This is a genomic window from Psychrosphaera sp. B3R10, assembly GCF_018861025.1.
In the GTDB taxonomy this organism is placed as follows: Bacteria; Pseudomonadota; Gammaproteobacteria; order Enterobacterales; family Alteromonadaceae; genus Psychrosphaera; species Psychrosphaera algicola.
The window spans coordinates 39,509-57,312 of the sequence record NZ_JAHKQH010000030.1; the positions used below are offsets into that span (position 1 = coordinate 39,509).

The 17,804-nt window shown below is 39.7% G+C and carries 12 protein-coding genes; 6 read left to right on the forward strand and 6 right to left on the reverse strand.

Features of this window, described 5'->3' with window-relative positions; genetic code table 11:
* Window positions 1–188 precede the first annotated feature (188 nt).
* The 3 genes from KO525_RS11890 to KO525_RS11900 form a co-directional block, all read right to left on the reverse strand.
* On the reverse strand, window positions 189–1,796 hold the full coding sequence (locus KO525_RS11890) for a sulfatase (RefSeq protein ID WP_215964039.1): 1,608 nt from the start codon (window positions 1,794–1,796) through the stop codon (window positions 189–191).
* 91 nt (window positions 1,797–1,887) lie between these two features.
* Window positions 1,888–3,396: an arylsulfatase gene (locus tag KO525_RS11895; protein WP_215964040.1), complete on the reverse strand. Its 1,509-nt coding sequence runs from the start codon at window positions 3,394–3,396 to the stop codon at window positions 1,888–1,890.
* Between the two features lie 9 nt (window positions 3,397–3,405).
* On the reverse strand, window positions 3,406–5,925 hold the full coding sequence (locus tag KO525_RS11900; RefSeq protein WP_215964041.1) for a glycoside hydrolase family 2 TIM barrel-domain containing protein: 2,520 nt from the start codon (window positions 5,923–5,925) through the stop codon (window positions 3,406–3,408).
* A 174-nt stretch (window positions 5,926–6,099) separates the two neighbouring features.
* Here KO525_RS11900 and KO525_RS11905 point away from each other — a divergent pair, with 174 nt between their 5' ends.
* Entirely contained in the window at window positions 6,100–8,532 is a 2,433-nt protein-coding gene (locus tag KO525_RS11905; RefSeq protein ID WP_215964042.1) for a glycoside hydrolase family 2 TIM barrel-domain containing protein, read from the forward strand.
* A gap of 242 nt (window positions 8,533–8,774) precedes the next feature.
* Here KO525_RS11905 and KO525_RS11910 read toward each other — a convergent pair whose 3' ends face one another.
* Window positions 8,775–9,806 (reverse strand): LacI family DNA-binding transcriptional regulator, encoded by a 1,032-nt coding sequence (locus KO525_RS11910; RefSeq protein WP_215964043.1) that lies wholly within the window; start codon window positions 9,804–9,806, stop codon window positions 8,775–8,777.
* 184 nt (window positions 9,807–9,990) lie between these two features.
* Here KO525_RS11910 and KO525_RS11915 point away from each other — a divergent pair, with 184 nt between their 5' ends.
* A complete protein-coding gene (locus tag KO525_RS11915) occupies window positions 9,991–11,367 on the forward strand; it encodes an MFS transporter (RefSeq protein ID WP_215964044.1) in 1,377 nt (458 codons plus the stop codon).
* A gap of 206 nt (window positions 11,368–11,573) precedes the next feature.
* Here KO525_RS11915 and KO525_RS11920 read toward each other — a convergent pair whose 3' ends face one another.
* Complete coding sequence (locus tag KO525_RS11920; protein WP_215964045.1) at window positions 11,574–13,136, reverse strand: sodium/sugar symporter; 1,563 nt, start codon at window positions 13,134–13,136, stop codon at window positions 11,574–11,576.
* A gap of 330 nt (window positions 13,137–13,466) precedes the next feature.
* On the opposite strand from KO525_RS11920, the gene KO525_RS11925 reads away from it, so the two are divergent.
* The 4 genes from KO525_RS11925 (at window position 13,467) to KO525_RS11940 (ending at window position 16,696) form a co-directional block, all read left to right on the forward strand.
* Window positions 13,467–15,002 (forward strand): ATP-binding protein, encoded by a 1,536-nt coding sequence (locus KO525_RS11925; RefSeq protein WP_215964046.1) that lies wholly within the window; start codon window positions 13,467–13,469, stop codon window positions 15,000–15,002.
* Between the two features lie 86 nt (window positions 15,003–15,088).
* On the forward strand, window positions 15,089–15,754 hold the full coding sequence (locus tag KO525_RS11930; RefSeq protein ID WP_215964047.1) for a response regulator: 666 nt from the start codon (window positions 15,089–15,091) through the stop codon (window positions 15,752–15,754).
* A 148-nt stretch (window positions 15,755–15,902) separates the two neighbouring features.
* Entirely contained in the window at window positions 15,903–16,217 is a 315-nt protein-coding gene (locus tag KO525_RS11935; RefSeq protein WP_215964064.1) for an EF-hand domain-containing protein, read from the forward strand.
* Window positions 16,217–16,696, forward strand: coding sequence for a hypothetical protein (locus KO525_RS11940; protein WP_215964048.1), 480 nt, complete (start codon window positions 16,217–16,219; stop codon window positions 16,694–16,696). The genes KO525_RS11935 and KO525_RS11940 overlap by 1 nt, the downstream gene beginning before the upstream one ends.
* A gap of 141 nt (window positions 16,697–16,837) precedes the next feature.
* On the opposite strand, the gene KO525_RS11945 is transcribed toward KO525_RS11940, so the two are convergent.
* Window positions 16,838–17,797 carry a class 1 fructose-bisphosphatase gene (locus KO525_RS11945; protein ID WP_215964049.1) on the reverse strand — a complete coding sequence of 320 codons (960 nt, stop codon included), beginning with the start codon at window positions 17,795–17,797 and terminating at the stop codon, window positions 16,838–16,840.
* Window positions 17,798–17,804 lie beyond the last annotated feature (7 nt).

Consider the following 17,804-nt stretch of genomic DNA (forward strand, 5'->3'; position numbering starts at 1 on the left):
TGAGAGTCAGAAATGGAATTTTTTAGCGATGTTTAGATTAAATATGATGGGGAATTGGGTGAGAAGTATCAACTTCAACTAAATGGCTACACTCAACAATCGCTTTCAAAAAGTACTTGCCACAAATAATCGCGGCAAATACTGTTTTGAATAACAACTCGTAATTTTAGTAAAACCTTTGCGGTAACCTATTGAAATTTTTTACGATAAACATCTTCAATTTCTTCATAATAACTATCCTGTGGTTTTGGCATCCATGTTGGCCACTCAACAGGTTGATACAGCTTATCGCCTCGGATCTTCAAAGTATCCGAATGCGCTTTACGATAGGATTCACACTGGACACTAACGCAGTAGCGCCCCCACAAGTCTAACGTTTCTTTAATTGCTGTTTCAGATTCTGGGTAAGCTCCTTTGTCATCGGTCTCCTTAATCCAACGATTAAGAACCTGTCTATGTTGCAATAACGTTTCTTTGTAGTTGCTATCGGAGGCAAGGTTGTTTATCTGATGTGGATCTGCAACTAAATCATATAATTCTTCTTCAGGTTTAGTTGGAGCAAAGTATTCAGCCTGTACAGGTGTTAGTTTGCCTTGTTCAAATAGTTCACGAAATTCAATGGAGAAGTCTTTTTTATCACGGAATTGCGGTTGAGATCGCGATAACTCTGGATGAAACTGACGAATATAGCGGAATCGTTCCGATCGAACTGTTCTTGAACGGTCAAAGGTAAAGTCCATTCTATCCTTTGCTGAAATAACATATTCACGACCTTTAAAGTCGTCAGCAAATATATTTTTTCCATCGTAATATTCAGGTATTGATATTCCAGCCAAGGCCAATGACGTTGCTGGGATATCTAAACCACTAATAAGGTCGTTACGTACCTTGCCTTTTTGTTGCAGTGCTTGTTGACCCGCTGGCCAATTAATAATAAGTGGTACTTTAACACCGTCTTCGTATAACTCTTGTTTATGGCGCAACAGACCCATGCCGTGATCTGAAAACCAAAATACCGCTGTATTTTCCAAAATGCCATTAACTTCTAGTTGTTGCAAAATTTCAGCAAGTTCATTATCAGACATGATTTGCGTTTGATAATGTTTTGCCCATTCGCGGCGAGTCGCTGGCGTGTCGGCATAATATGGGGGTAGTATCAATTTTGTTGAATCGACGTCAGCAATATTCTTTTTCTTCATGCTGTTATGTTTACCGCCTTTTAATTGGATTTGACCAAAAAACGGTTTATCTTTAAGCTTTGTTGCCCAATCAAATTTTTCACCGTCGTGACTTCCTTGAAACCCTTTAATACCGCGATGAGCATTATATAATTTGCTCCTGTCGTATTTAAAGTTATAGTCGTCTTTACCAATGTTAAACGTTTGATAACCTGCGTTTATAAACACCTCAGGTACAGTTTTGTATCCTTCAGGGAGAAATAAGCCATTATAGCTGCTGCGGTTTGAACGATGTTCATGTACGCCTAATGTCGTTTGAAACTTACCTGTAATAAGTGCTGAGCGCGTAGCTGAACAGACAGGTGCAGGTTGATTAGCATTTGTAAATCGTACACCACCTTCGGCAAACTTTTTTATATTTGGCGTCGAGACGGTAAAATCACCATACGCATTGTTCCATGCATTTTGGTCTTCAATGTAGATCCACAAAATATTTGGTTTAGAGTGAGGCTCGGTTATCGTTTTAGCATCAACCGATTGTACTTCATTTTGTACATCTTGATTGGCACATGCTGCTAACAATATTATCGTTGTACTAATTATTAATTTTGACCACATTGTGACGACCTTATTTTTACTAGATTTAACACGGTATTACTTCGAAATATAAAGTAACAAGTTTCTTGAACCTCAAGAGACTTGAATATTTTTAGTCGAAATTCCATTTATCAATTTCTGAACGTGAACGACTTTTGTCCATTAGAGTTGTATATTTTTTCATTAGTTCTGGATATTGTTTTGCAAGATTATTGCTCTCCGCGTCATCAACAGATAGGTTGTACAACTCAACAATTTCTTTATAACCTTTGACTCTGTCGCCTTTAAACAGTCGGAGCGCTTTCCATTTGCCATCACGAATGGCTTGAGCAGATTTTTTACCATGTGGAAATTCCCAATAAAGGTAATCGTGTTCAACTTGTTTGCCGCCGATTAATGTTGGTAAAAAAGAAATACCATCTATTTTTTCAACGATTGGTTGCCCTGCAAGTTCGGCAAGTGTTGGCATAACATCCCAAAAAGCTCCAATGTGTTTGGATTCTGTACTTGGCTCGATTCTGCCTGGCCACCATGCAATAGTAGGCATGCGAATACCTCCTTCATAAAGCTGACGTTTCTGGCCTCTGAAAGACCCATTCGCGTTAAAAAGCTCTAAGTCAACACCCCCTTCTTGCGCCGCACCATTGTCGCTAGTAAATATGACTAAGGTATTATCGTCTAAACCTTGTTCTTTCAATTTAGTCATTACTTTGCCAATGTGTTTATCGGTATAAGTTACCATTGCAGCACGTGTTGCTCGCGGCTTGAAAGTTGGATTGTAATAACTTCCTTTATTTGGTGGGTCGACTTCAAAATAGTACTTTTCGATTTCTTCGTCCGGCGCTTGTAATGCAGCATGTGGCATTGCATATGAAAGATATAAAAAGAAAGGTTTGTTTTTATTACTGTCGATAAAATCTAATGCGGCTGCATTTAGATGTTCCTGAGCAAAGTCTCCACCTGTAAACTGTTCATAACTCAATGGGTTATCATAATCAAAGTTTTCCAGCATTAAATTATGCAACTTAATCGGTTCGTTATCCAACTTCACCCATTCGGTATTTCGCCATAAATGTGTAGGTGTATGGTTATGGGCTTGTTTCTGATCTAGATAACCGAAAAAATAATCAAACCCTTGTTTATTAGGTTCGCCCTGAGAGCCCGGTCCTCCCAGGCCCCATTTACCAACCGCGCCCGTTACGTAACCCGCATCTTTCATCAACGTTGCTAAAGTGGTTGTTCCTGCTTTAAGCGGTAATTGGCCGTATTCAGTTTCGTCTTCAAAATTACCACCCATATCATAATTACCGCGAATTTGACTGTGCCCAGTATGTTGCCCTGTCATCAATGACGCTCTAGATGGGGCACAAACCGCACTACCGGCATAAAAATTCGACAATTTCATACCTTCATTTGCCATTTGGTCTAAGTTTGGCGTATTGATTATGGTCTGACCAAAACTTCCCAGTTCGCCATACCCCATATCGTCAACTAAGATGAAAATAACATTTGGCTTAACACTTACATCCCGCTTTTGTTGTATCGAATTTTCAGTGACAGAACAGGCGGAAATTCCCGCCCATATGCCTATACTCAGCACCAATCTATTGACATTAAACATAATCAACTCTTACTCACTAAACGCTTTTAAAGCCTTAGCTTGAATGCTAATAGGCTGAGAATCTAGGCCGTCTGCAAAAGCACTTATTTTGATTTCACCAGCAGTATTTTTCTTACTTTTAACAATTAACATCGCTTTGCCATAAAACGCTCGACGGTAGTCTGCAATAAACGGTTCCTCCGTGGCTGAATCACCATTCCCAACCGCAGCTATTTCACCTGCGCCGCTTACATTAAATTGAATCTTGTTATCTGCATTTGGGACCATATTGCCGTTTTTGTCTTGGACCTCTACGGTAATATAAGAAACGTCATAACCGTCAGCATCTATTTCAGTTCTATCAGGTGTAAGTGATAGTTTTGCTGCATTACCTGCGGTATGAATAGTTTTTTCTGCAACCACTTTACCTTGATTGTATGCAACGACTTTAACTGTACCGGGTTGGTACTTTACATCCCAACGTAAACGGTAAGGAGAATCAAAATGCTTCACTGATTTGTCATATTTTAAACTCACGGGCAAGCGAACTGTATCAACACCTTTCACTTTTTTCCCCATTGATTTGCCATTCACAAATAACTCGACTTCTTCAGCATTGGTGTAAGCCATTACTGGGATTGATTCACCAATTTTGTTTGGCCAATTCCAATGTGGTAACACATGCACCATAGGTGTGTCGGTCCATTGACTTTGATAAAGGTAAAATCGGTCTTTCTTAAAGCCAACTAAATCAACAGCACCAAACGATGAACTGCGTGCTGGCCAATCCTGGTTCCAATAAAACTTATTACCATGGTCACGACCACCATAGGGGGTAGGCTCGCCAAGGTAGTCAAAGCCTGTCCAGATATATTCGCCCATCACCGCAGGCGTATTTTTTAAGTTTTCAAACTCAAGGTCAGGTACATAGGCCCATGGAGGTGTGACGACATCAAAACTAGTTACATATTTTGATACGTGTTTACGGTATTTTTCAATTGGAAAATGATACACGCCACGGGTACTCACAACAGACGAAGTTTCTGTTCCTAACATGATCCAATCAGGATGTTTTTCTTTTAACTCGCCGTATTTATAAGCCTTATAATTAAAGCCTTTGATATCGACTTGCTCGGCAAACCCATTTTCTACCGGAAATGGATACATGCTGATCCCATGGGTTACGAGTCGAGTTGGATCTTCATCGTGGATAATGTCGTTTAGTCGTTTGGCTAACTTCCACCCATCCTTTTCTTTTTGTTCGTGTACTTCATTTCCAGAGCTCCACATTATAACTGATGGGTTATTGCGATATTGTTTCACCATATCTCGTAAGTCTGTTTCATGCCATTTAGGGAAGTCTTTGTTATAGCCATTAATCACACTTGGTTTTTCAATTTCCCACATGTCAAATGCTTCAACTTGAAGTAATACACCCATTTTATCGGCAAGTTCGACTAATTCAGGTGACGGCGGATTATGAGAGGTACGAACTGAGTTAGCGCCCATCTCTTGCATAATTTCAAATTTACGTTCAATCGCCCGCGTATTGACACTTGCCCCTAGTGGGCCATTGTCATGGTGCAAACATACCCCTTGGATCTGTACACGTCGACCATTTAACCAAAATCCGTCATTGGCTTTATATTCTATTTGTCTAACACCTAAAGGCTCAGACTCCTGTTCGATAATAGCGCCATTTCGCATAATTTTAGTGACAACTCGGTAACGGTAAGGGTCGTTAATGTCCCACAAACGAGGTTTACTAATATCAAGTTTGTGACTTACGTTTAGCTCACTTTTTCCGGCAATGGCAATCGCTTTATTAGCCCGGGTAATGACTTTGCCTTCGGTCGTGACTATTTCAGTAATAACTTCAACGTTTTGGTCTGAATAACCACTATTTGCAATAGTTGTTTTATAATCGACAACTGCAATTGATGGCTTAACTATTGGCGTGGATACGACGGTTTCCCACTGTTTCACGTGTACTTCGTCATTTATTTCTAACCAGGTATTGCGGTAAATTCCGGCACCGGGATACCAACGCGCTGAGAAGTTTTCTGGTGACAACTTAACTGAGACAACGTTATCCTTTCCATGCAAGTTAATATAAGGTGTAATATCGATTTGAAATGCGATATATCCAAACGGGCGCTCAGCAACTTTATGACCGTTAACAAATACTTGGCTATTCGCCATAACACCATCAAATGTAAGAGACACTACTTTCCGGCTTAAGTCTGTAGGTAGCTTAAAGTGTTTACGATACCAGGCGGTACCGAAAACCGGTAGGCCTCCATTTCTAGCGCTATAAGCCTTATCAAATGGTCCTTCTATTGCCCAATCGTGTGGCAAATCGAGCTTTCGCCATTTATCATCTGAAAAGTTAGCCAGCTCTGCTCCATGTTGCTGCCCTTTATAAAACAACCAATCATTATTAAAACTTTCACGGTCAACCTTCGCCCACAAGTTTGTACTTACCAAGGTCACCAAAATCAAAATAGATTTAGCTAACCTACTAAAATATAAAGAATTAAATAGAGTCATATGTATTCCTGTTTCAACATAGATATCCACACCAACCAGTATTAGGGATAACGTTATCCCTAAAAGATAACCATAGTTAGTTTATCTGTCAATTAATTATTTGGTCTTGCCAAGGAAAACGATAAACGATATAGATAGGAAGATTGATATATCAAAAGTTGAGGCTTAGTAATAATGATTAAAATGTTCACCATTGTTGTTGTAACTTGTTTAATGCTTTTTGGCTGCCAAAATAAAGCCCAGCAGACTGGACAGCAATACGCCGAGACCAATTTTGATGACAATTGGATGTTCCAAAAAGGACCTAAGCTATCTATCAAATTTGAACCAGATTCGAATAATTGGAAGCCGATATCGCTTCCCCATACGACTCAAATTGAAAACAAAGTGATATCCGCAGAGAATGACCAATGGCAAGGAATATCTTTTTATAAAAAGCAGTTTTTCATACCCAAGGATCAACACAATAAAATTCTCGAACTGCATTTTGGTGCCGCAATGAATCGTGCCGAGGTTTGGTTGAACGACACAAAACTTAGCGAGCACAATGGTGGATATTTGCCCTTTGTTGTCAATTTAACTCAAGCACTTAAATTTGGTCAGGCCAACATTATCCTTGTTAAACTCGATAACACAGACAGTGCTATTACAGGACCACAGCCTTTAAAAAGTCTCGACTTTAATATGTATGGTGGGCTCTATCGATCAGTCAAATTGGTTTCTAAACCTTTAGTTCATGTCACCGATCCAATAGCCGCTGATATTGTTTCAGGTGGTGGAATATTTATATCAACACCTGTTGTATCTAAAGATTTGTCAGTAGTAAGTATTAACACACATATTAATAATGCCAGTTTAGAAAATGTTGATTTCGCTGTTAAACATACCCTACTTTTTGATGGTGAAATAGTGCACCATAGTGGCTCTAATAACGACTTATCTAAACCACCTCAACTTTATCCATCAACGAACCTTGTATCGCAGCTAAATGCGGGAATGAATATAACAACACCTGTTAATATTACAGTTTCCCATGCTAAATTATGGTCACCACAGGAACCAAATTTATATACTCTTCGCACTCAATTGTGGCATGGCGATATGCTTCTCCAGCAACAGGAAAATACCTTTGGATTTCGTGAATTTACATTTAACGAACAAAACGAATTACTCATTAACGGTAAAAAAACCTTTTTAAGGGGGGTTAATTACCATCAAGATTATCCATACATTGGTTACGCAAAATCTGATCATGCCGAATATCGTGACGCCAAATTAATAAAAGAAGCTGGATTTGACTTTGTTCGTTTATCGCACTATCCGCATTCCCCAGCATTTTTGGATGCAGCGGATAAGTTAGGATTGGTTCTCTTGAATCCGATCTTGGGATGGCAGTATTATCAAGAAGATGAGTCATTTAAAAATAATGCATACCAGCGTTGCCGTGACCTAATTAGACGCGATAGAAACCATCCAAGTGTTCTTGGGTGGGAATGTTCGCTCAACGAAACAGAAATGCCTGAGGAGTTTGCTAATAAACTGCACTCGATTGTAAAACAAGAAATAACCGGCAGTTATTCCGCAGGCTGGCAACCAAATTACGATATCTATATTCAATCGCGTCAACATGCTTTTAAATATCCACATGACAGAGCATTAAACAAGCCCTATTTGATATCAGAATATGGTGATTGGGAATACTTCCGACTTGATGCGGGAGTCGCACAACCTAATTGGCACAATATTGAACCGGACCATAGGGACAGTCGCCAGTTGATCAGCAATGGTGAAACACGACTATTGCAACAGGTCACCAATATAAAAGAAGCCTACCTCGACAACAGAACAAAGCACCCAGTTGCAGACGGTTACTGGGCAATGTTTGATTATAATAGGGGTAAGTTTACAGATTTAGAGTCATCGGGTATTGCAAGTATTGACCGACAACTTAAACCCAGTTATTACTTTTTTCAAAGTCAACGTTCGCCAATAAAAACAACAAACAAATTTGATGCTGGCCCTATGGTGTATATCGCATCAAACTGGGATAAACATTCTAGTCTAACCGTGCAAGTCTTTCACAATGCAGAACGCATTGAGCTTTTTCTTAATGACATTTTAATCGACACGGTAAATATTACTTCAAACCCAGTAACAAGTAACATCCTAACAAATAATAACAATACGCTAATCCACCCACCTGCGATGTTTACACTAGACAAATTTATTGCTGGGACATTGACCGCCAAAGCCTATATAGGTCAAAAACAAGTTGCTCAACACAGCGTTACTACAGCAAAACGTATCGCAGGATTACGATTGCAAATAAAACACCAAAACGTACCGCTAGTTATAGGTGATACCGTATTTGTTGACGCGATAATTGTGGATGTAGATGGTAATCAAACGATAGCTAATGACATCATGGTTGAATTTGTCAGTGACGGTGACATTACTATTGTTAACCCAGAAAATCATATTGGTGTTAAATCTACTAGGGGTATTAGCACTGCGCTTATTACTACGGGAAGTAACTACAAAAGTGCCAGTTTAATTGCACGAATTAAAGGTACAGACATAGTGTCTAAAAGGATTTGGTTTAAATAGTGAATGGTGTGAGTGGCACTAATGATACTCTATGTTGAATATCGGGTGTTATCGGGTGTTGACGCAATGTCAGTTAAGCTGAATAAAACCAATTATCAAAATGAATAAAAAAGACTAGCTCAAGTATATAACTACGCTTTATCTACGCTTTATCTACGCTTTATCTACGCTTTATCTACGCTTTATCTACGCTTTATCTACGCTTTATCTACGCAATTACAATACTCAAGCCAATTTACAAACTAGACAACATCTATTTTTTTAACAGACTTGCGCTCAACAATTGTAGGCATAAATAAATGAGTTCTACCTATTACTTCTTCTTTTTCTAAGGTCATTTGCAAAGACAACTTAGTGGCATATTCAGCCATTTCTACAATTGGATAGTGAATTGTTGTTAATGCAGGACGACACTTTTGCGCAATATCTAGGTCGTCAAAACCAATTACCGAGATATCTTCCGGTACATTTTTACCTAAATCAAATAAGGCATTCATAATACCGATGGCCATTTCGTCATTATAGGCAATGATAGCGGTAAAACTTACGTCTCTAGAAAGCAATTCATTAACCGCGTGAGTACAATACTCTTGCATGTTATTAACATCTGGACCGGCATCTTCTCGCAAAACTATGTTGGCTTCAGGCAATGTTAAACCACGCGCCGTTAACCCTTGTTTAACACCATTTATCCTGTCTATCTGATCTTCGTTGTTGCTATTAAAACTAACAATGGCCATTTCTCTATGGCCTTGCTTAAATAAGTAATCTGCCGCCAAACGACCACCAGAAACATTATCTAACCAGACACAACGTGATGCCATTTCAGGTAAAAAACGATTAATAAAAACTAAGCCTGGAATTTTGTCCGCAAGTGACTTTAACGTATCAGCGTCTCCAAACTTGCTGTGCAAAATCATGTTTTCACATCCATGCTCTCGTAATGAGTTTATTGCATCGACCTCGAGATCTGGGTCGTTTTGTGAATTACGCATCATGACTTGATATGAAGTTAGTCGTGATGCTTTTTCTGCACCAAATGCAATGCTTCCAAAAAATGGTTTATGTAACGCGGGGGTTACAATGCCAACCAATTCAGCACGTTGACTTACTAATGCTCGAGCGTTGGTATTTGGACGGTAGCCCATTTCTTCGATTATTTTTTGTACTTTGGCACGACATTTTTTACCGACTTTACCTTGCCCACGAACAACACGGGAAACCGTAGAGGGAGAAACACCTGCAACACGGGCAACATCTTTAATAGTAACCATTTAAATAAACTCTTAATAAGCCAAAATGCTATACGTTATATATGATGTAACGTTATCCCAAATACAAGTCCATTTCAATCAGTGCCGCCGTAAAACAAGGTCAAAACAAAAGTAAATTATTTCCCTTTACTATCCCTTCTCTCTCACCCAATATAATTAACAAAAGATAAATTTGAAAAGTGATATGTTACTTTCTACAAATAACACTCCAGATAGTGTCTTACTCAAACAAAAAATATTTTTAGGCATCGGTTTTTTTGCCATTTTTTTTGCCAATCAAGGCATCGGGATCTTAGCAATCCCGTATTACCAGATGACCTTAGGGGTAGACCCGTTTTTGTTGGCTTTTGCGATGAAAGCACCGGTATTTATTGCTAGTTTTGTTGCCCCGTTTGTTGGCCAATGGTCAGACCGACTAAATTCACCATATGGTCGACGCCGTCCCTTTTTGTTTGTTTTCCCGTGGTTATCCTGTGTATTTTTTGGATTGATTTGGATGGTTCCATCACATTGGAGTAGTGATACACAGTTGATGTATTTTGCCGCGATGGTGTTGGCGTTTTACTTGTTTAATACTTTTTGGACAGTGCCAATGAAATGCTTGGCTTACGAAGCAACACGGGATTACCATGAACGGACTCGCGTGATGGGCTTTGTCACTTACTTCTTAAAATTTGGTGCCATTTTATATCATTGGGTATTTCCCATTGCTCAATTGAGTTTTTTTGGTGGCATCATCATTGGAATGAAATTTGTTGGCTGGGGTGTTGCTCTTATTTTTCTGGGGCTTTGTGGCATGTTGCCTGGTTTATTTTTGAAAGAGCGAAAGTTTGAGCCAGCCAACACAGACCAAAAGTTACCATTGTTTAAAAGTCTAAGAGCCATTATCAAAAACAAGAATATGAAAATTCTATTAGCCGTCATATTCACTCAGTTAACCCTAGGTAGTTTTGCTGCGAGCATGGATTATTATGTTCTTGTTTATTATATGAATGATGGTGATGTCGGTGCTGGCGCGACGTGGAAAGGGGTGTTGTCTTCGTCTTATGCAATTACCGGCATTATCGCCATCGGAATCTTAACTAAAGTGTCTGGCAAAATTGGTAAAATTGCTACTATGAAATGGGTTTACCGGATCACAATTATCGGTGGGCTATGTAAATGGTTTATTTATCAACCTGGTTCTGGACTTTGGCTGATAGTTGACGCTATTTTGTGTACTGCGATATGGGGGTCGATGGCGGTAATAATTAGCTCAATGATTGCTGACCAAATAGACGTCGATGAGACAAACAATAACATTCGCCGCGAGGGTCTGTTTGTTTCTTTGCAAAATTGGATCATATCAATGTCGAGTGTCATCGCAGTGATAAGCTCTGGTATTGCACTTAACGCAATTGGCTTTCAAGCGTTGAATGGCCCAGAACAAAGCAACTTTTCGATTCTGGCTATGCGAATATTTTTAGTGGTTGGAACCGTTATATCAGCGGGAATTGGCTATATTCTAATAAGACAATATGACCAAAGTGAACATCTTGTTAATAATGTTGCGCAACCCTAACTCGTATTCGACTTGCAATCACTGCAGTGCAGTGAGTCACCTCTGTTCAATATTGTTCCTTAATAAAATTAACAATTTCAATTAATAACATTCCAAACTAGTGCAAAAGTTTACAAAAAAAGGCCGAACAATCGGCCTTTTCTAATTTAGTTGGTCTCATTCCTCATAATAATTACCTCATTAAGCGAGGAGCATGAGGGAAGGTATTACCACCAAGTCGCGTAAAACCCGGTGAGCACTAAAATGATACCTATTGCTGCAATATTAAAGTTCTTGTCTGTCTCGAAACTCACTTCATCTAAGCTCACACTGCTGTTTGTGCTTGTCGTTTTAGTCATTAATGACACCACAACACACAATGCTAAACATAATAGAAACACCAGACCTACTCGGTCCATAAATGGCAATTCAGGCCACATTACCTTTAACAATATTGAAAACGCGGCCGAACCGATTGCGGCTGAAAGCGCACCTGCTGACGTTGCTTTAGACCAAAACATACCCATAACAAAAATGACCACAATGCCTGGAGTAAAGAACCCAGTGAACTCTTGAATATATTGAAATGCTTGGTCGAATTTACCGAGTAGCGGCTCTGCAACAACTAGAGCAATAGCTAGTGAAACAAGCGCAGCGATTCGACCGGTTGTCACATAATGCTTTTGCGACTTTCCAGGTTTTATTCTAGCGTAGATATCCATCGTGAAAATAGTTGAAATGCTATTTGTCATCGAAGCTAACGACGAAACAATTGCCGCAACAAGTGCTGCAAAAACGAGCCCTTTAATCCCGACAGGCATTAATGCCATCATTGACGGATAAGCTTGGTCAGGTGATGACAAGTTAGGATAAAGTACAACCGCTGCTATGCCCGGTAAAACCACAATGATAGGCATTAGAAGTTTTAAGTAAGCCGCGAATGCGATGCCTTTTTGGGCTTCTTTTTGGCTTTTAGCTGCAAGCGCTCGTTGGATAATGTACTGATTAAAACCCCAATAGCTGAAGTTCATTATCCACATGCCACCAACCAAAACTGAAATCCCTGGAAGGCTCATGTAATGTTCATTATCAGAGCTCAGTATCATATCAAAGTGACCAGGCAGTTCAGTCGTTAATACACCAAAGCCAGCAATTACACCCTCCCCACCAGAAACTTCATTAAGCGCTAGGTAACTTAGGAACAATCCACCAAATACAAGCAACACAACTTGTAAAATATCAGTATAAGCTACCGCCTTTAGACCTCCGTATAATGAATAGGCAACTGAAAATATCGCTAAGAACATCATGCCATACATCCAATCAACGCCAGCAACTGTTTCTATTGCGAGGCCGCCTAACCACAGTACGGCTGTTAAATTAACAAAGACATAAACCGCTAACCAAAACAAAGCTAATGTTGTTTTGACTTTGCTGTCAAAACGTTGCTCAAGATACTGAGGCATTGTATAAATTTCGTTTTTTAGGAAAATCGGTAACATATATTTACCAACAATAATCAAAGTGATTGCCGCCATCCATTCATAAGATGCGATTGCTAGGCCGATAGCAAAGCCAGACCCAGACATTCCAATGATTTGTTCTGCAGAAATATTAGACGCGATAAGTGAAGCACCAATTGCCCACCATGGTAATGATTTAGAGGCTAGGAAATAATCTTCTGTATTCTTTCCCCCTTGTTTCTCCTCTCGAGAGATCCATAACGCCAATATTAATAACCCCAATACATAGGTTATAAATATCCCGATATCCAGCATTTCAAGTTTCATTTTTTGCCCCGTTTGTATTTTTTAGATTGTAGACATACAAAAAAATAACAGAACTAAAAACAAAGGGCAAACGTTTTCCCTATTTAATTGTTACAATATTTTTATTGTTTAATAACTTTGAGGTTAATGGGAAAGTGGAGGTAAACATTAATATAAGTGGTTTAAATAATAAGTTTTATTAATAATACCTATAATCTCAGATTAGAGTTTGAATGCAATGATAAATTTAACGGTAGAACCTTAGAATATGCACAATGTTTACACAATTTTGCATTATCCTATGGCTGTAAATTTGAAATTATTATTATCTAAAGGTTGTTGTTTTTATCTATGAAGATCCAAAATAAGCTTTTTCTCATCCTATTTGGCTTTAGTATTTTACTTGTGACTAGCTTAGTAACACTTATGCAATGGAGCCTAGGTCGTGGAATGGTGGAATATGTAAACACCAAAGAAGTGCAGGCTTTGCAACCTTTAGTGGCCCAATTAATTGTCGAATACAAGAAAAACGACAGCTGGTCGTCGATGACCAACCGACACAATAAATTCCGCCGCTTAATATCAGAACAACTTAGTGACAGCGAGTTCTCGCCCCCTAACAATCGACAGGGCAATCGACAGGGCAACCGCCAGGAAAATAGACAGGATGATCGTTCGCGTCCATCACGACGCCCACCCCCGCCGCATGAACGCGACGCTCGCGATGCAGCAGAAGGACCAATTGCACAAGGTGGCCCTAGACAACAATTTGATCGACAACCCCCACCGCCTAATGAAAGTAAACAAATCCATTACGCTATACTCAATGCAACCGGCGAAGTTGTGGTTGGCCAATATTTGTCAGATTTAGACTATAGCAAAACCCCGATGATCATTGACGATGTTGTCATTGGCCAATTTGCCGTATCTAAGCGCAGTCATCTAACTAAAGGATATGAAGTCGACTTTGTGAATCAACAACAAAGTTACTTTTGGCTCATCGCCACCTTTGTTTTGACCTTAGTGGCGCTTATTACTTTGCCGCTAACTCGACATTTAGTACAACCACTCAAACAAATAAAAAATGGCATGCACGGTTTAACGCAAGGCGAATACGACCAGCAAATACAATTGAAGCGTAAAGATGAATTTGGCGAGCTAAGTGAACATTTTAATGAACTTGCATTAACACTTAGTGAAAATGAATCAGCACGAAAACGTTGGTTAGCTAATATATCTCACGAACTTAGAACCCCAGTCGCCATTTTACGCGGCGAATTAGAAGCCATGTTGGACGATGTTCGGCCTTTAACAAAGTTTAATATAGTGTCGGTAAACGATGAAGTGAAACACCTACAACGCCTTATCGACGATTTAAATCTATTGGCCAGTGCCGACATCGGCGGTATGCGTTATCGTAAAGAGCAGATTGAATTAAATGACCTAATCGAAAGTGAAGTTGAAAAATACCGTGGTTATTTGGCCGATTCAGGCATTAAGTTAGTCACCAATGTCGAAGATAAAAACATCACCTTGTATGCAGATCAAACGCGATTGTGTCAGTTATTTGAAAATATTATCAATAATTGCATTAAGTACTCAGGCGCAACGAGCATTAGTCTGAATGTGAGTCGAGAACTCGAGGGTGGTAACAAGTTTGTTGTTATCAACTTCGAAGATAACGGAATAGGCGTAGATGAAATTCATTTGCCAAACCTGTTTGAACACTTGTATCGTGTTGATAATTCACGAAACCGAAAAACCGGCGGGTCAGGATTAGGATTGTCAATTTGTCGTCATATTGTCACCGGACACCAAGGTGACATTTTTGCAGAAAAAGCGGCTTCCGGTGGGTTAAGTATTATGATTAAGCTTCCTATTACGTGACAGCAAACCAGCAATTAAGACAACTAGCAACATAGTGTAATAGCACCTTATTTAATTATCAGTCCAATTAAAACTAGAGAACAAAAATGCAACATTCAATCCTCATTGTGGAAGACGAAATAAAATTGGCAACCCTACTCGCCGATTACTTTAAGCTTACTGACTACATACCCTATATGTTGCACGACGGTAGTGAAGTGATTGACTGGGTAAAAACACATGAACCCAAGGCCATTTTGCTCGACATAATGCTACCGGGGAAAAATGGCATCGATATCTGCAAGGAGATCCGCCAGTTTTCAAATGTTCCAATTTTAATGATCACCGCGAAAGTCGATGAAATAGACCGACTGATAGGTCTCGAACTTGGCGCAGACGACTACATTTGCAAACCCTTCAGCCCTAGAGAAGTTGTCGCAAGAGTGAAAGCGGTATTACGTCGGACATTAACCGAGTCCAAACCGAGCAATGGCTTAATTCTTGATGAAAGCCGTCTTGTAGTGGCGTTTAATCAACAGGAAGTGACGCTAACATCCGTTGAGTTCCAACTCCTCAAACCCCTTGCAGAAAAGCCTGAGCGTATTTTTACGCGGGAGCACTTAATGCAAAATATGTATTCTGATCACCGAATCGTGAACAATAGAACGATTGACAGTCACATAAAAAAACTCAGAAAGAAGCTGTCTGATATAAGTGATGGAAAAGACTGGGTACAATCGGTGTACGGTACAGGCTACCGCTTAGTATTATAGATCAAAAAAAACTCAGTTGTATTTCACTTAAAACCGTAATAAACCACAAAGGACAAAGAGCGAAACACTTCCTCTTTTTTTGCACAATGTTTGCAATTTCCCTTGTTATTCTCGTTTGGTACTTGAGATTAACAACAGGAAAACTCTCATGAAATATTATGCAAAATCATTTTTAATCGTTGGATTGATGTCTATCATTTCAGCAACAAGTCAAGCTGCCGAAAATAACGATAGACGCGGCGATAAGGGCGGCCAAGGCAAAGGACGTCCGCAGTTTTCAACTCTCGATTTAAACGCCGATGGCGACATTAGTTTTGACGAATTTTCTTCCCATGACATTCCTCATGGCGACCATGAAACGGTTTTCAATAATATTGACGCCGACCAAAACGGCGTGATTAGTGAACAAGAGTTTACCGATCACAAACCACCACACGGTAAAAAACCAAAAGGACAACGCTAATGATTAGTGGTATCAATTCTTCTGGAGAAATGTCCAGACCTAGCAGAATGGAGCAAAGCCTCACGGCAGATCAAAAAACTCAAATATCTGACGTTCTTGGTCAATTTGACCCAGAAAATCTAACCGAGTCAGACGCAAAAAGTATTGTTGAAGCGTTTTCTGAGGCAGGAATTACACCGGGTTCAGGCCTAGCAAGTGCTATGGGTGAGTTAGGATATGACGCCAAAACCGTTGGCGATCTAGCTAATGTAGAGCAGCAAGGTAATCGGCCCCCTCCGCCGCCACCACCTTCTGGTAGTGCGCAATCGAGCGATGAACTGAGTTCATTAGTTGAGTATTTTACTGAATTAATGGAAGAAAAATTAGCGGAAAGTGGGGAAACTGAATTAAGTGACAATGATAAACAATCTATTCTGGCTCAGTTATACGATAAGTTTGGCATTGACGAGGGAAAATCAATTATCAATACAGTTGCCTAACTCAAGTTATTCAAGGCAAAGGCTAAATGCAGTTACGGGATTATGTATTGCTAACATTTATTACGTAGTACAAGACAATTGGCTAGTGACCAATCAGATTAATCACTAGCCAATAAATCACAGTAACGATTTAATATTCAATTAACTAAAATTGAGTTTTTTAGTTAAATTTGTCGAGCCCATATAAACCGGTACTCTCTGATGCAAGGTTATTGGTTGTATGTCTAATATACGTTGCTGGCCACTCGTTACTGCTAACCCACCGGCATTCTCCACTAACATTGCCAACGGATTTGCTTCATATAACAAACGTATTTTGCCGTTTTCGATACCCGGTCGACTATCACCTGGGTAAACAAATACGCCACCGCGGCTAATTACTCTATGAACATCACCGACCATAGCTGCATTCCATCGAATTGATGCGCTGTTATAATCGTCGCTGGCATACAATACATCATCAAAATATTTCTGAATGAGGTTATCCCAAAAACGATAGTTAGCCATATTCACTGCAAACTCGTTGCTGTCGACCGGCACTGTCATTTTATCTTCCGTTAACAAATAACCACCATGAGTCAGATCCAATGTATAACAACGAGTTGGCCCACCGGTTGTCATTACTAACATAGTAGATGCACCGTACAGGACATAACCGGCACAAACTTGCTCCGAACCAGCCTGAGCAAATTGCAGCTCACTATCAAATGGCACGTCGTTTCGGGCATTATAGATAGTGAAAATCGTTCCTATTTGACCATTAATGTCGATGTTTGAAGAACCATCTAAAGGGTCAAAGGCTACAATATACTGTGCATCTGGATGCCCACCAACAACGTAGTCTTCTTCTTCAGAGGCGATTGCTCGAACAGTATCGTCATCCAATAGCATGTCTTTTAACAATTGGTTAGACAATACATCGAGTTTCTTTTGAACTTCACCCTGAATATTTTCATCAAGGGTTGAACCTAAAACACCGGCAAGTGCGCCTTGGCTCACTCTGAACGCAATTTCTTTCGATGCAGCCAATATAGTACGAATTAACATGATTAGGTCTGTATCGACCCCATCTTGCTTTAACACTGGAACTAGACGTTTCATTTTATTC

Coding starts and splice junctions, on each gene's coding strand:
- KO525_RS11930 (WP_215964047.1), top strand. CDS start 15,089: ATGCAACATTCAATCCTCATTGTGGAAGACGAAATAAAATTGGCAACC.
- KO525_RS11910 (WP_215964043.1), bottom strand. CDS start 9,806: ATGGTTACTATTAAAGATGTTGCCCGTGTTGCAGGTGTTTCTCCCTCT.
- KO525_RS11935 (WP_215964064.1), top strand. CDS start 15,903: ATGAAATATTATGCAAAATCATTTTTAATCGTTGGATTGATGTCTATC.
- KO525_RS11915 (WP_215964044.1), top strand. CDS start 9,991: ATGTTACTTTCTACAAATAACACTCCAGATAGTGTCTTACTCAAACAA.
- KO525_RS11900 (WP_215964041.1), bottom strand. CDS start 5,925: ATGACTCTATTTAATTCTTTATATTTTAGTAGGTTAGCTAAATCTATT.
- KO525_RS11920 (WP_215964045.1), bottom strand. CDS start 13,136: ATGAAACTTGAAATGCTGGATATCGGGATATTTATAACCTATGTATTG.
- KO525_RS11925 (WP_215964046.1), top strand. CDS start 13,467: ATGAAGATCCAAAATAAGCTTTTTCTCATCCTATTTGGCTTTAGTATT.
- KO525_RS11940 (WP_215964048.1), top strand. CDS start 16,217: ATGATTAGTGGTATCAATTCTTCTGGAGAAATGTCCAGACCTAGCAGA.
- KO525_RS11895 (WP_215964040.1), bottom strand. CDS start 3,396: ATGTTTAATGTCAATAGATTGGTGCTGAGTATAGGCATATGGGCGGGA.
- KO525_RS11905 (WP_215964042.1), top strand. CDS start 6,100: ATGATTAAAATGTTCACCATTGTTGTTGTAACTTGTTTAATGCTTTTT.
- KO525_RS11890 (WP_215964039.1), bottom strand. CDS start 1,796: ATGTGGTCAAAATTAATAATTAGTACAACGATAATATTGTTAGCAGCA.
- KO525_RS11945 (WP_215964049.1), bottom strand. CDS start 17,797: ATGAAACGTCTAGTTCCAGTGTTAAAGCAAGATGGGGTCGATACAGAC.